The organism is Geodermatophilus obscurus DSM 43160 (assembly GCF_000025345.1).
GTDB lineage: Bacteria > Actinomycetota > Actinomycetes > Mycobacteriales > Geodermatophilaceae > Geodermatophilus > Geodermatophilus obscurus.
The window spans coordinates 1,436,557-1,448,538 of record NC_013757.1; the positions used below are offsets into that span (position 1 = coordinate 1,436,557).

The window sequence follows — 11,982 nt, forward strand, 5'->3', positions numbered from 1 at the left end:
GCCGTACCCCGCGCCGTCGGCGGTCACGCGGCGGGCGGGTCAGCCGTCGTTGTCCTGGTCGGTGTCCCCGACCTCCTCCTCGACCTCGTTGCCGGCGTCCTCGACCTCCTGCTCGACGCCGTCGTCCACGACGTCGGAGCCGCACGCGGCGGTGGTGAACGAGGTCGCGGCGAGGGCGACGCCGGCGGCGGCGAGGCGCCAGCGGCGGGTGCGGGTGGTCGTCACGGGGTGCTCCCGGGGGTCGGCTGCGGACGGGTCCCGGGTGTGCCCGGGGGAGGCGCACTCCATGCGGCAGCGGGCTACGGTCGCGGTCGTGACGGGACAGCTCGCGGTAGTCAAGGCCTGGCTGCACGCGGTGGACCGGGCCGACGCCGCGGCCGCCATGGCGCTGTGCGCGCCGGACCTGGAGGTCGTCGGGGCCGCGGGGCAGCGTGCGGGGCCGTGAGGTGCTGGGACCGTGGCTGGCGCGGGCCGGGTTCCGCGCCCGCCCGCTGCGCTGGTTCTGCGGTGCCGGCGGGGACGTCGTCGTCGAGCAGGACGCCACCTGGGCAGACCCGGCGACGGGTGCCGAGCGCGGCCGGGCCGTCGTCGCCGCGCGGGTCCTGGTGACCGACGGCGTCATCACCCGCTTCCAGCGCCACGACAACGGCCTGCCCACCGCGCTCGCCGCAGCGGGGCTGCGGGAGTCCGACGAGGTGACCGCGCGGGGCTGACCGGCAGCGGGCAGCGCCCGTCAGCCGTGGGCGCGCACGTGCTCGGTGACCAGCTCGGCGACCCGGTCGGGCGCCAGCTCGGGGATGAAGTGCGGGAGGCCCTCGAGCACCTCGAGCCGGTAGGGAGCGTCGACGAACCGCCGGGTCTGCTCGGTCGCGGTGCGGCCGAGGGCGAAGTCGCGGGTGCTCCACAGGTGCAGCGTCGGCACGCGCACCGTGCCGACCGGGTCGCGGGCGTCCAGGGGCAGCGCGCGGTACCAGGCCAGGGCGGTGCTGAGTGCGCCCGGTTCCTGCATCCGCCGCACGTAGTGCTCGGAGAGCTCGGGCGACAGGCCGCTGGTCAGCAGCACCCGGCGCAGCGCCGCGCCGTCCCCGGCCAGCAGCAGCCGCTCGGGCAGCACCGGCAGCTGGAACAGCCCCATGTACCACGAGCGCAGCGCCTGGTCGCTGGTGACGAAGGCCCTGGCCATCGCCGCCGGGTGCGGCACCGACAGCGCGGTCAGCGTGCGGACCCGCTCGGGGTGCCAGGCGGCGAGCGCCCACCCGACGATGCCGCCCCAGTCGTGCCCGACGACGTGCGCGCTGCCCAGCTCGGCGGCGTCGAGCAGCGCCAGGACGTCGGCGGTCAGCTCCCGCAGCCGGTAGGCCGCGCGGCCCGACGGCCGGGCGCCGGGGGAGTAGCCCCGCTGGTCGGCGGCCAGGGTGCGCAGCCCGGTGCCGTGCAGCCGGTCGGCCACGGCGGTGAAGGAGGCGGCGTCCTGCGGGAAGCCGTGCAGCAGGACGACCGGTTCGCCGTCGGCCGGGCCGCCGTCCCGGACGTCGAAGACCAGACCGTCGCGCGTGAAGCTGTCCACCCCGGCACGGTGCCTGGTGCTCCGGTGCGCCGCCAGTCGGTCCCGGTGGTCGCCGCTCCGCCGCGCCCCGTGAGGACGGTGACGGCCAGGTCGGATCGCCGGTGGTGGCCCGGCAGGTCGACAATGGACGAGTGACGGCCTCGGAGGAGCTCATCGTCCTGCTCGACGACGACGGGACGGCGATCGGCGCGATGCCCAAGCCGCTGGTGCACCACGGCGAGACGCCGCTGCACCGGGCCTTCTCGGCGTACCTGTTCGACGAGGCCGGCCGGCTGCTGGTCACCCGCCGCGCGGAGGGGAAGCAGACCTTCCCGGGCATGTGGACCAACACCGTCTGCGGCCACCCCGGCCCCGGTGAGGACGACGCCGCGGCGATCGCCCGCCGCGCCGCCTTCGAGCTGGGCCTGCAGGTCGACGAGCTGCGCCCGGCGCTGCCCGGATACCGCTACCGCGCGGAGTTCCGCGGCGTCGTGGAGAACGAGGTTTGCCCGGTCTACCTGGGCCGCTTCGCCGGCACCCCGGCGCCGGACCCCGGCGAGGTCGGCGAGTGGGAGCTGCTGGACTGGGCGACCTTCCGCGAGCGGCAGGAGACCCAGGACCCCGACGCCTGGTCACCGTGGTGCCGCGAGCAGGCCCGCCTCATCGAGGAGGCGGGGCTGGTCCCGGTCGGCTGACCGTCCGGCCCGCATCAGAGCACCGAGAAGCCCGCGGGGAGGCCGGTCCGGCCGGTGAGGGCGAGGAGGAGCGGGCCGGCGAGGCCCTCGGAGGAGCCGAGGTCGGCGACCAGCCGCAGTGCCTGCGACGCAGCCGTCGCCGGGACGTCCAGGGGCGCCCCCAGTGCAGTGGCGAGGTCCGCGGTGTGGACCGCCAGCTCGAACGTGCGCGTGGGCAGGTAGTCCGCCAGCCGCATGCCACCCGCGATCGTCGTCACCAGCTCCGTGCCCTTCCGGGCCTCGACGAGCGGGAGCACGCGCCCGGCGATCTCCGCCACGGCGGCTGTCGGGTCACTGCCCAGGGCGGCCCCGGCGTCCCGTCCGCGCGCCGCGACAGCCGGATCGGCGGCCACTGCGCGCGTCGCACGGAAGTAGTCACCGGCCGAGGCCACCTCGACGGTCGCGGCGGGGCGGGCGAGGTAGGTCTCCACCGTCAGGAGCGAGCGGCTCGTGTGGCCCACGAGGGCGCGGACGTCCCACTCGCCCAGGGCGGGCCGGGACCACCGGTCGCCGACGAGGGCGGCCGTCCGGACGAACCACTGCGCGGCGTCGGCGAACGCCCGCCGCGAGTCGTCCCACGCGACGTCCATGCGGGCGACGCTAGCCCCGACGCGGCCGGGCGCGGACAGGCCGCGGACGGCGGATGCGGCGCGCATCGCGAGACGCCGAGCACGGCCGGTGACCGTCGGGGCGCGGACGGTACCGGCCACTCGGGGGCCTCGTGTCGGTGCCCGGGCGGACACGTGTCCCTCCCTAGCGTCCGCCGCATGGAGCGCCGACGGTTCCTCCTCTTCCTCGCCGCGGGGCTGGCCGGCACGGCCGTGGGCCGTGGCACGGTCGGCCTCGTCGACCCCACGCGGGCGCCGATGAGCACCGCCGCGGCGGCCGAACCGGCGAGCGCGCCCGCGCTGCCCGGCGTGCTGCCCACGCCGACGGGGGTGGTGGACCGGCTGCCCGGTGAGGGCACCTCGCTGGCGCTGACCCTCGACGACGGCACCAGCTCGGAGGTCGTCGGGTCGGTCTGCCGGTTCGCCGAGGACTCCGGCGTCCGGCTGACCCTCTTCCCCAACGGCCGCTACTCCTCCTGGGAGGAGAACGCCGACCGGCTGCAGCCGCTCGTCGACTCCGGACAGGTCGCGCTGGGCAACCACACCTGGTCGCACCCGGACCTGACCACCCTCTCCGAGGACGGGATCGCCGAGGAGATCGGCCGCAACCGGGACTGGATCGAGAGCACCTTCGGCGTCCGGACGCCGTTCATGCGCCCGCCCTTCGGGTCGCACGACGACCGGGTCGACCGGATCAGCGCCGACCTCGGGCACCCGACGATCGTCATGTGGAACGGCACGCTGGAGGACAACCGGCTGCTCACCCCGGCCGAGCTCATGGCCGCCGCGCGCGAGTGGTTCACCGCGCAGGCGGTCATCGTGGGCCACGTCAACCAGCCGACGATCACCACCGTCTACGACGAGCTGCTGGAACTGATCGCCGAGCGCGGGCTGCAGACGGTGACGCTCGCCGACGTGTGGAGCACGGGCCTGGGCGGGGTTCGGACGGCGTCCGGGAGGGCGGCCACTGCGTGATCGTCCGACCTGCGACGGGCGGCCGCATCCACCAGGCTGGTCGGCGACATCCCGATCGACAGACGGAGGAGCGGATGGCCGACAGCAGGGCGTTGCAGGGACGGGTCGCCCTCGTCACGGGCGGCGCGAGCGGACTGGGCCGGGCCACCTGCGTGGCACTGGCCGAGGCCGGTGCGCACGTGGCGATCGCCGACATCGACCCGGCCGGCAGTGAGGCGACGTCGAAGCTGGTGGCCGACGCGGGCGGGTCGGCGGAGGTCGTCGCGCTCGACGTGACCGAGGACGCGAGCCGCCGCGCGGTGGTGCAGCAGCTCTTCGACGTGCACGGCGACGCCTTCGACGTCCTGGCCAACGTCGCCGGCATCGACCGGCCCGGCTACATCACCGACATCGACCTCGCGGACTACCAGCGGGTGCAGGCGGTCAACTGCGAGGGGCCGGTCTTCCTGACCAGCGAGTTCATGAAGCGGGTGCAGCACCTGCCGGAGGGCCGCACCGCCGACGTGGTGCACATCGTGAGCCTGTCGGCGATCACCTCGGGCAGCGGCGCGATCGCCTACAACGGCTCCAAGGCCGGGTTCCTCAATGCCACCAGGTGCATCCAGCGGGAGCTGCGCGAGAAGGCGGTGCGCGGTGCGGACGGCGTCGAGCGGCCCTTCCCGTGCCGCGTGCAGGCGGTCATCCCCGCGGCGATGGACACGCCGATGATGGAGCAGTGGGGCATCCCGGCCCACCTGATGATGCCGCCGTCGGCGGTCGCGCAGATGGTGCGCTACCTGGTGACGCTGCACCCGGCGGCCTTCGTGCCGGAGATGCAGATCATGCCGCGCCTGGAACCCAACTTCCCCCGATGACCGGAGCGCAGCCGGACCTCCCGCGCTGACCCGGCACCCGTCCCGAGGAGACGACGATGACCAGCCCGGACGACCCCACACCCGACTCGGCCATGGCCAGCGGGTCGGACGCCGGTGAGCCGGGGGAGCACCTCGGGCCTGCTGACCTGACCGACGACGAGCGCCGGGTGCTCGAGGAACTCGAGCGGGACGCCCCGGGCGACCGGGAGGACGACCTCGCCGACGACGCCGTCGTGCGCGCGGCCGAGGACGAGGCGCCGCTGCCGGGTGAGGGCGGCGACCAGGGTGACGGGCTCAGCGCCCGGTTCAGCTCCCTGCCCGGGGAGGACGAGCGCTGACGCCGTGACGCCGGTGTCCGGGCAGCCGGGTCACAACGTGTCCTCCCCGCAGGCGGAGCAGCGGAGGTCGACCAGCCCGTTGTCCGTACGCCGGTCTGGGTACCCGCTCCAGCGGCGGTCGTCCGACCGCCGGCCGCGAGCCTGCCCCGTGCGTGCGTGGGGCTACGGAGGACAGACCAGTGACCGTTGCCAGCCAGATGCTCGAGACCTACCCCGCCGACCTCGGGGGCATCGACCGGCAGAAGCTTGCCGCCTGCATCGAGGCCTGCTTCGAGTGCGCCCAGTCGTGCACCGCCTGCGCGGACGCCTGTCTGAGCGAGGAGATGGTCGACCAGTTGCGGACGTGCATCCGCACCAACCTCGACTGCGCCGACGTCTGCGACACCACCGGCCGGGTGCTCTCCCGGCACACCGGCTACGACGCCAACCTGACCCGCGCCGTCCTCGAGGCCTGCGCCGCGGCCTGCAAGGCCTGCGGCGACGAGTGCGCGGGCCACGCCGAGATGCACGAGCACTGCCGCATCTGCGCCGAGGCCTGCCGGCGCTGCCAGAGCGCCTGCCGGGAGCTCATCGACTCCCTCGGCTGAGCGCGGGCCGGGCCCGGGTGGCACCAGGAGGCCGGACGGCGTGCGTCACGGCGTCCGGCCTCCTGCTGGCGCCGCCGTCCTGGTGCAGCCCGTCACACGACGGCGCAGGACTCGTGGTGTCCGGCAGTGGCTCGGCACGAACGACCCCGGAGCCAGGCGGTCGGCGGAGCTGCTGACCCTCGACACGCCGCACGAGCGCGCTGAGCCGACCGGGCCAGGGCCCGTGCGTGGCCGCCCCGCGGCCGGCAGGCCGCGGTCATGCCCTCGCGCGGGCGTGAGTGGTGACCGTGCCACCGCCGACCAGGGTGCGCTCGTCGGTTATCTCGAAGGGCAGCGCAGTGGCATGGTCGGCGGCGATGACCGGGATGCCGGCGCCGACCACCACGGGGTAGCGCTTGACGACCAATTCGTCGATCTCATCCAGCAGTGCTCCGGCCAGCCTGCCTCCGCCGGCCAGCCAGATCCCGGCGCCGTCCTCCTGCTTCAGCTGGCGAACCAGGCCGAGGGGGTCGGGAAACTCCTCCCTGCGGACGCCCCGGACGGGCTGCCCGCAACCACTACAGGCACAGTAGTAGTCGACTGTGTGTCCACCTACAGTTGGACTGGTGCGAGCGGGCGGAAGGGCGACATGCGCAACGCGGAACGGCGGGCCGCGCTGGTCGACGCCGCGATCGAGGTCTTGGCCGACCAGGGCGCCCGCGGGCTGACCTTCCGCGCAGTCGACACCCGAGCGGGCGTGCCGGCAGGCACCACCTCGAACTACTTCACCTCTCGCGATGAGCTGTTCACCCAGGCCGGGGGGCGCATCTACCAGCGCCTGACCCCGGATGCAGTGACCCTGGCCAGCGGTCTGAGCGGGCTGCGGGACCGCCAGCGTGTCGTCGAGCTCGTGCACGAACTGACCGAGCGGATCGCTGCCTACCGCACCGGCTAACTGGCACTGCTGGAGCTGCGCCTGGAGGCCACCCGCCGCCCAGCCCTGCGCCAGGTGCTCACCGCCACCGTTCGCGCGGCCCTGGAATCCACCATCGCCTACCACGTGGACACCGGCTTGCCCGGGGACGCCACCACCGCGGTGCTGCTCTACCTGGCTCTCAACTGGCTCATCCTGGAGCAGTTGACGCTGCCCGAGGTCCTCCAGGGCCTCACCGGCCCGGATGCTGACACCGTCGTCGCTGCAGTCGTCCAGCGCATCCTCGACGCCAATCCTGAACCGCCGTCTGGACCTGCCCCGACTGTGCCGTAGGCCGATCCTCGTCGGGTGCCTGTTCGAGCGTCCGGCTGTTCCCGCTAGCGCGCATCCGCGAGGTGGCGCCGGAACCACCTGGTGAGGCCGGCGTCCACCTCGCGGGCCAACGGCAGCTGCGGCGCGGGCTCGATGCCGGGCTCATCGGCGAGCGCATGCGCCAACCCAGGGATCGACAGCAGTTCGGAACTCTCCCCCAACGCGTCGACGAGGCTCGACGCGTCGACACGCAGCGCCGGGTGATCCAGCTCGCCGCTGATGACCAGCAGGGGCGCGCGACCGGCGATGACGCCCGCCTTGGCGACGAAGTCCAGGCTGTCGACGGCTTCCTCGGACTCGGTGTCGTACGGGTAGTCGCCTGGGAACAGGTCGACGACGGAGCGCATCCGGATGGCGCCGTTCACGACGGCGCCGGCGAAGACCGGGATCTCGGTGTCGGCGAGGATCCGCAGCGCGACGGCACCACCCAGCGAGCCGCCGAGCACACCGATCGGGCCGTCACCGACCGGCAGCTGCGCACGGATCGACGCCAGCGCGGCCGGGAACTCCTCGGTCGCCTGTCGGACGAACGGGTACAGGAAGGACATCAGGGCGTCTCTGCTGAACAGCTCCACGATGGCGTCCGTGCTGCCGTCGACCATGCGCGCACCGCACATCGGCATGCCGAGATGCACCCGCCACGCGGGCAGGTCGTTCATCGGCAACGCGGCAGCGAACGCGGCGTCCGACCTCGGTGGGTCCAGCATGTGCCAGGTGACGATCAGCGGCGCGGGGCCGTCGTCGGCCGGCGGCAACGCCGTGAAAGGCACGCCGGCGGCCGTGCCCGTGATCGGTGGGTGCATGCGCCCACGGTAGGTCTGAGCAGCGTGCCGGGATTCGGATTGCGCCACCCGCGGAAGTCGCGCTACCGGCGCGATCAGCGCGGCAGGCGACCGGGCGCCACGTGCAGGTCCGGCCCCGGCCGCGCTCGCCGTGCGACTCGGTCCACGCCGAGGCGGCCGGGCCCCGAGCTGAGCCGAGTCAGGTCGTCACGGCGGTCACCACTGGGAGCGCCCGACGACCTTGTCCATCCACACGTCCTCGACGGGGTTCGTCCTTCCCACGCATGTGCCGGTGCCGCGCCCGATGGCATCGCCCGTGTACCTGCACGGCCTGGGTCCCGAGCGCGACGAGGACGAGGAAGGCCGTGAACTCGAATGAGCCCTCGATGAGATCCGCCGGCGCGCGCGTATCGCACGGACAGGGCGTCCTGGTCGGGGATCCGATCGTCACGGAGGCTCACGCGTGGGATCCCGCCGTGCTGGTCTACGACGGGGCGGTCTACCTCTACACCGGCCACGACGAGGCGCCGCCGGACGGGCAGACCTACGAGATGAACGACTGGCTCGGCTTCTCCTCCGACGACCTGCTCACCTGGCACTCGCATGGTCCGCTGCTGGCCGTCGACACATCCCGGGAGAGCCGGGCTCACGAAGCGTGCTGCCCTGCACTCACGCGTCCGTCCGCCGCGACTGGTCCCTTCGCGCGCGCCAGACCACCCACGCACCGCTGATGGTGACGAGGCCTGCACCGACCAGGACGGTGGGGGGCGTGGCCCCGGTGGTGAGGGCGCCGAGGATGATCCCGAAGGGGTACATGAGCAGCGCTGCCAAGATCCACAGCGCCCCCGGCCAGACGGTGAGCGTGTCGGAACGCCACATGGCGATGCCGAGGAGCACGTTGCCGACGAAGCCCAGGAGGATCGCGGCCAGCATGACGAGCGCCTGCGCGTCGTCCGCCGTGCTGGTGGGGAGCTCGTCGAGGTTCATCCCGGCCAAGTAGGCCTGGCCCTCCAGCGGAGGACCGAACGCGGAGACGCCGGTGAAGAACAAGAAGATGCACTGGCCGAACACCGCGACGGTCATCGCCCACAGAGCGAGGCGCGCGGCGCGCGTGCGGAGCAGGTAGGCGCTCAAGGCGAAGGTCCCGAAGATCACGAAGATGAGACCGAGCCCGCTGCCCAGCACGTGCGTGAGGACGTACTCCGGCGCGGTGACGAACCGCGACCACGCCTCGTACTCCTCGGCGGGGTTCGGCTGGGGCTCGCGGGCGGCCCACAGCGTCAGCAGCCCGTAGAGGGGCAGCCCCATGAGTCCGGCGCGGATCCAGGCCGCCACCATCGGTGCGGTCGTCCCGTTCCTCTCGTGCAGTACTTCGGGTCCTCGTGCGGGTGCGGTGGCGCTGCCGGGAGCCGGGTCGTCCCCGAGGCGAGAGCTGGTGGGTCGGTGCGTGGACATGGTGCTGTCTCCAGTGCGGAGCGACAGGGAATGCCCGGTGCGGGAGCGCACCGGGCGGCAGGTCGGCGACCTCCCGGACGGGTGCCTGCGACGGTCCTGCGATCTGGCAGGCCCGGTCCACGTCGGTCGGGTCGGCGGCGAGGGGGGAGCACGGGGCGGATCAGGTGTGGTGCACCTCCACCGCGCCCAGTCACTGCACCCGTGGAATCCACGGTCTGCAGCCGGCCGACCGCGAGGCGCAGCGCGCGGGACATGCCTTCCGCCTCGTCGCCAGTAAGCCGGGTGGCGTGCAGCTCGACCAGGAACCAGCGGTCCTCGACGCCTCCAGCCACCCTCCCACCGTGGCCCCCGATGCAGGCGTTCCACATCCGTAGGACTCCGGAGGGACCTACGGGCTCCGGTGCCGGCTCGAAGCCGCACTGGCGTCGAGGAGTTGCCCGCCACGGTGGCGCGCTCCGGTGCCACGTCTGCCGGCCGAGCGCAGTTCCTTCATCGGGTGACCGGTACGGCGTGTTCCTCGCCTGGATGAGGCAGGTGGCGAAGCGGTTCGCGGTGTCTCCGGAGCTGTTGGAGTACTTGCTGTTCCAGTCGCAGCTGAGGCGCCTATCCCCGCCCCCCACGCTGCTGAGCAATTGGTGCCGCCAGTCCAGTTCAGGCGCCGGCAGGAGTGGCGCCGGACGACCGACAGCGGAGGCCGTGAGGCCGCCTCGGAGACAGGCCGCGGGCCTCAGCCGGCTGTCCCCGGATAGGGATGGGCATACGGCACACGATCCCCTGGGTCGTCAACCGATCTCGGCCGTCGCTGCTGCGGGTGGCGAAACAGACCCTCGCGCGGAGATCTGCTGCACCGCCCAGCCGTTGCCGTCCGGGTCGCGGAAGAACACGAACCCGACGTTGTCGAGTGCCGTCCCGCCCTGACGCAGCGCATTCTCGTCGCTGCCCAACGCCTGGATCTCGCTGACCTCGACTCCGCGCTCGACGAGCTGCGCGTGTGCCTCAGCGATGTCCGGGACGACCAGCTGGAGGCCCTGGAGGGAGCCTGGAGGCATGTGCGGAACGACGCCCTCGCCGATCACGACCGAGCAGCCGGAGCCCGGCGGCGTCAGCTGGACGAGCCGGTTGCCCGGGCCCGGAGGGCTGACGTCGTGGTCGACGTTGAAGCCCAGCTTGTCGGCGTAGAAGGCCTTGGCTCGGTCGACGTCGGCCACCGGCACGACCACGACCTCCAACGTCCAGTTCATGTGCAACTCCTCGACCCGCTCCTCGGCAGTAGTCCTGCCAGCACAGACCCGTCGCCGTACGAGAACTCATCGGTGCGCTCGTCATCCACCTCAGCGCCGTCCGCAAGACGAACGGCGACCGGCGCACTGGAGGCCGCCGGTCAACGAGCTGGCCGCCGTCCCGCAGGGGATCGCCTTGCGGGGCAGTCCCGTCCTGCAAGCGAGCCGAGGGAACTCGATCATTCGGCGGGAGGGGGTTGCGGGTCCGGGGACTCGTGGTCAGTCCGCCTTCTGCAGCTCCTCGGCGAACATCACGAGGATGTCGCTGGGGCCGCGGAGGTAGGTGAGCTTGTAGACGTCTTCGTAGATGGCGACGCCACGGAGCGGGTGACAGCCGTGCTCGGCGGCGACCTCGAGGGCGGCGTCGATGTTGTCGACGGTGAAGGCGACGCGGTGCATGCCGATGGTGTTCGGCTGGACGGGCTCGGCCTCGATTGCCTCCGGGTGCACGTACTGGAACATCTCGATGCGACCGTTACCGTCGGGTGTCTGGAGCACGGCGATGTCGGCGGTGTTGCCGTCCAGGCCGACGGCGATGTCAGCCCACTCGCCGCTGATCCGTGCGCGTCCGAGCACCGTCAGGCCGAGGTCGGTGAAGAAGGCGATGGCGGCTTCAAGGTCGCGGACGGCGATGGCGACGTTCTCCAGTTTGATGGGCATGGGGGCGCACGCTAACGCCGCAGCGCGCTGGCGGATCGACAGCGTGCCTTTCCATCGTGGATGGCGCCAAGAGACGCCGTTTGAGGATCCCTGTTCGGGGACGGCGGACTGACACTGAGGTCCTCGTGCTGTCCCTGAAGGGCGGCCTCAGGGACGGTCGAGTTCCCTAGTCCTCCGCCGGGGGTGCGCCGCCGTGTCGTTCGCACTAGCCGCCCAGGTGGAGAATCACACCGCCCTCGATGACCTCGGGCGGGCTCACCGTCAGCTGGGGCAGGTTCTGCCTGACCCAGTCCGCCGCCACGCGGGTGGACTCGTCCGTTCCGGCCTTGTCCTGATAGACGCCGACGCTGAAACCGCCGTCCGCCGTCCTCACCAGGACGTAGTTGACGAACCCGGGCACTCCCCGGATGACCTGCTCCACCTCATCGGTCCGCCGCTCCAACTCGTCGAAGAACTGCGCGTTGCCCCTGTAGTGCCGGATGACCGCATGCACCGTGCCCTCCCAGCTGACCGTTACGGGCCATTCGGGCAGGAGTGTCCGCCTCTCTGCGCGGGAAGGACGACGGCACAAGGTCCCGGCAGCCCGTTGCCTGGCTTGTCCCCGAGTGGGCCGCTCAGCGGTGTGTCATCCCCGCCCGTGCCCCGTCTTCACTTCGGCGGGATGTTGTGGTTGACGTGGAAGAGGTTCTCGGGGTCAAAGCGCCTCTTCGTGTCGACAAATTGCCGGTACTTCGTCGGTCCGAAGACCGTGCGGGCGTCGACCGCGCGGTGCCCCGCCAGCTCCTGACCCTGGAAGTTGACGTACTGGCCTCTGGTGGCGAGGGGCTCCATGTCGGTGGACACGCCACGGACGAACCTTCTGCGGTACCTCGCGGTCA

20 protein-coding genes are annotated in these 11,982 nt (G+C 72.5%); 10 read left to right on the forward strand and 10 right to left on the reverse strand.

The genetic code is table 11. The features are described from left to right. Window positions 1-39: 39 nt before the first annotated feature. Window positions 40-225 carry a hypothetical protein gene (locus GOBS_RS06790; RefSeq protein WP_012947554.1) on the reverse strand — a complete coding sequence of 62 codons (186 nt, stop codon included), beginning with the start codon at window positions 223-225 and terminating at the stop codon, window positions 40-42. An 88-nt stretch (window positions 226-313) separates the two neighbouring features. On the opposite strand from GOBS_RS06790, the gene GOBS_RS29240 reads away from it, so the two are divergent. Next, window positions 314-445, forward strand: coding sequence for a hypothetical protein (locus GOBS_RS29240; protein ID WP_279432642.1), 132 nt, complete (start codon window positions 314-316; stop codon window positions 443-445). Window position 446: 1 nt separating this feature from the next. Continuing rightward, complete coding sequence (locus tag GOBS_RS06795) at window positions 447-713, forward strand: hypothetical protein (RefSeq protein WP_012947556.1); 267 nt, start codon at window positions 447-449, stop codon at window positions 711-713. 20 nt (window positions 714-733) lie between these two features. On the opposite strand, the gene GOBS_RS06800 is transcribed toward GOBS_RS06795, so the two are convergent. Next, a complete protein-coding gene (locus tag GOBS_RS06800) occupies window positions 734-1,567 on the reverse strand; it encodes an alpha/beta fold hydrolase (protein WP_012947557.1) in 834 nt (277 codons plus the stop codon). 131 nt (window positions 1,568-1,698) lie between these two features. On the opposite strand from GOBS_RS06800, the gene idi reads away from it, so the two are divergent. Further along, the gene (gene idi / locus GOBS_RS06805; RefSeq protein WP_041241977.1) at window positions 1,699-2,241 is read left to right on the forward strand and encodes an isopentenyl-diphosphate Delta-isomerase; all 543 of its coding nucleotides are present in this window, start codon (window positions 1,699-1,701) and stop codon (window positions 2,239-2,241) included. Between the two features lie 14 nt (window positions 2,242-2,255). On the opposite strand, the gene GOBS_RS06810 is transcribed toward idi, so the two are convergent. After that, window positions 2,256-2,870, reverse strand: a complete 615-nt coding sequence (locus GOBS_RS06810; RefSeq protein ID WP_012947559.1) for a maleylpyruvate isomerase N-terminal domain-containing protein — start codon at window positions 2,868-2,870, stop codon at window positions 2,256-2,258. Between the two features lie 177 nt (window positions 2,871-3,047). On the opposite strand from GOBS_RS06810, the gene GOBS_RS06815 reads away from it, so the two are divergent. The 4 genes from GOBS_RS06815 (at window position 3,048) to GOBS_RS06830 (ending at window position 5,642) form a co-directional block, all read left to right on the forward strand. Further along, entirely contained in the window at window positions 3,048-3,863 is an 816-nt protein-coding gene (locus tag GOBS_RS06815) for a polysaccharide deacetylase family protein (protein ID WP_049788169.1), read from the forward strand. Between the two features lie 74 nt (window positions 3,864-3,937). Further along, window positions 3,938-4,717: an SDR family NAD(P)-dependent oxidoreductase gene (locus GOBS_RS06820; protein WP_012947561.1), complete on the forward strand. Its 780-nt coding sequence runs from the start codon at window positions 3,938-3,940 to the stop codon at window positions 4,715-4,717. 56 nt (window positions 4,718-4,773) lie between these two features. Continuing rightward, window positions 4,774-5,055 (forward strand): hypothetical protein, encoded by a 282-nt coding sequence (locus tag GOBS_RS06825; protein ID WP_012947562.1) that lies wholly within the window; start codon window positions 4,774-4,776, stop codon window positions 5,053-5,055. Between the two features lie 179 nt (window positions 5,056-5,234). Beyond that, window positions 5,235-5,642, forward strand: coding sequence for a four-helix bundle copper-binding protein (locus GOBS_RS06830; RefSeq protein ID WP_012947563.1), 408 nt, complete (start codon window positions 5,235-5,237; stop codon window positions 5,640-5,642). Between the two features lie 256 nt (window positions 5,643-5,898). Here the strand turns inward: GOBS_RS06830 and GOBS_RS29480 are convergent, their stop codons facing one another. Next, a complete protein-coding gene (locus tag GOBS_RS29480) occupies window positions 5,899-6,333 on the reverse strand; it encodes a dihydrofolate reductase family protein (protein ID WP_166487586.1) in 435 nt (144 codons plus the stop codon). Between GOBS_RS29480 and GOBS_RS29485 the strand changes: the two genes are divergently transcribed. Both GOBS_RS29485 and GOBS_RS28045 read left to right on the forward strand, forming a co-directional pair. Beyond that, entirely contained in the window at window positions 6,271-6,576 is a 306-nt protein-coding gene (locus GOBS_RS29485) for a TetR family transcriptional regulator (RefSeq protein WP_208104468.1), read from the forward strand. The two genes, GOBS_RS29480 and GOBS_RS29485, sit on opposite strands and share 63 nt — an antisense overlap. 9 nt (window positions 6,577-6,585) lie before the next feature. Further along, window positions 6,586-6,888, forward strand: a complete 303-nt coding sequence (locus GOBS_RS28045; RefSeq protein ID WP_279432650.1) for a hypothetical protein — start codon at window positions 6,586-6,588, stop codon at window positions 6,886-6,888. 44 nt (window positions 6,889-6,932) lie between these two features. Here the strand turns inward: GOBS_RS28045 and GOBS_RS06845 are convergent, their stop codons facing one another. Continuing rightward, a complete protein-coding gene (locus tag GOBS_RS06845) occupies window positions 6,933-7,730 on the reverse strand; it encodes an alpha/beta hydrolase family protein (protein ID WP_012947564.1) in 798 nt (265 codons plus the stop codon). Window positions 7,731-8,185: 455 nt separating this feature from the next. Here GOBS_RS06845 and GOBS_RS06850 point away from each other — a divergent pair, with 455 nt between their 5' ends. Beyond that, window positions 8,186-8,440 carry a hypothetical protein gene (locus GOBS_RS06850; protein ID WP_166487315.1) on the forward strand — a complete coding sequence of 85 codons (255 nt, stop codon included), beginning with the start codon at window positions 8,186-8,188 and terminating at the stop codon, window positions 8,438-8,440. Here GOBS_RS06850 and GOBS_RS06855 read toward each other — a convergent pair. The 5 genes from GOBS_RS06855 to GOBS_RS06875 all read right to left on the reverse strand — a co-directional run bounded on the left by GOBS_RS06855 (window position 8,379) and on the right by GOBS_RS06875 (window position 11,947). Continuing rightward, window positions 8,379-9,164, reverse strand: a complete 786-nt coding sequence (locus tag GOBS_RS06855; RefSeq protein WP_166487316.1) for a hypothetical protein — start codon at window positions 9,162-9,164, stop codon at window positions 8,379-8,381. The two genes, GOBS_RS06850 and GOBS_RS06855, sit on opposite strands and share 62 nt — an antisense overlap. A gap of 782 nt (window positions 9,165-9,946) precedes the next feature. Continuing rightward, complete coding sequence (locus GOBS_RS06860; protein WP_012947566.1) at window positions 9,947-10,405, reverse strand: VOC family protein; 459 nt, start codon at window positions 10,403-10,405, stop codon at window positions 9,947-9,949. 258 nt (window positions 10,406-10,663) lie between these two features. Beyond that, window positions 10,664-11,104, reverse strand: coding sequence for a VOC family protein (locus GOBS_RS06865; RefSeq protein ID WP_012947567.1), 441 nt, complete (start codon window positions 11,102-11,104; stop codon window positions 10,664-10,666). Between the two features lie 205 nt (window positions 11,105-11,309). Beyond that, entirely contained in the window at window positions 11,310-11,597 is a 288-nt protein-coding gene (locus tag GOBS_RS06870) for a hypothetical protein (RefSeq protein WP_012947568.1), read from the reverse strand. 155 nt (window positions 11,598-11,752) lie between these two features. Then, a complete protein-coding gene (locus GOBS_RS06875) occupies window positions 11,753-11,947 on the reverse strand; it encodes a BBE domain-containing protein (RefSeq protein WP_166487317.1) in 195 nt (64 codons plus the stop codon). Window positions 11,948-11,982 lie beyond the last annotated feature (35 nt).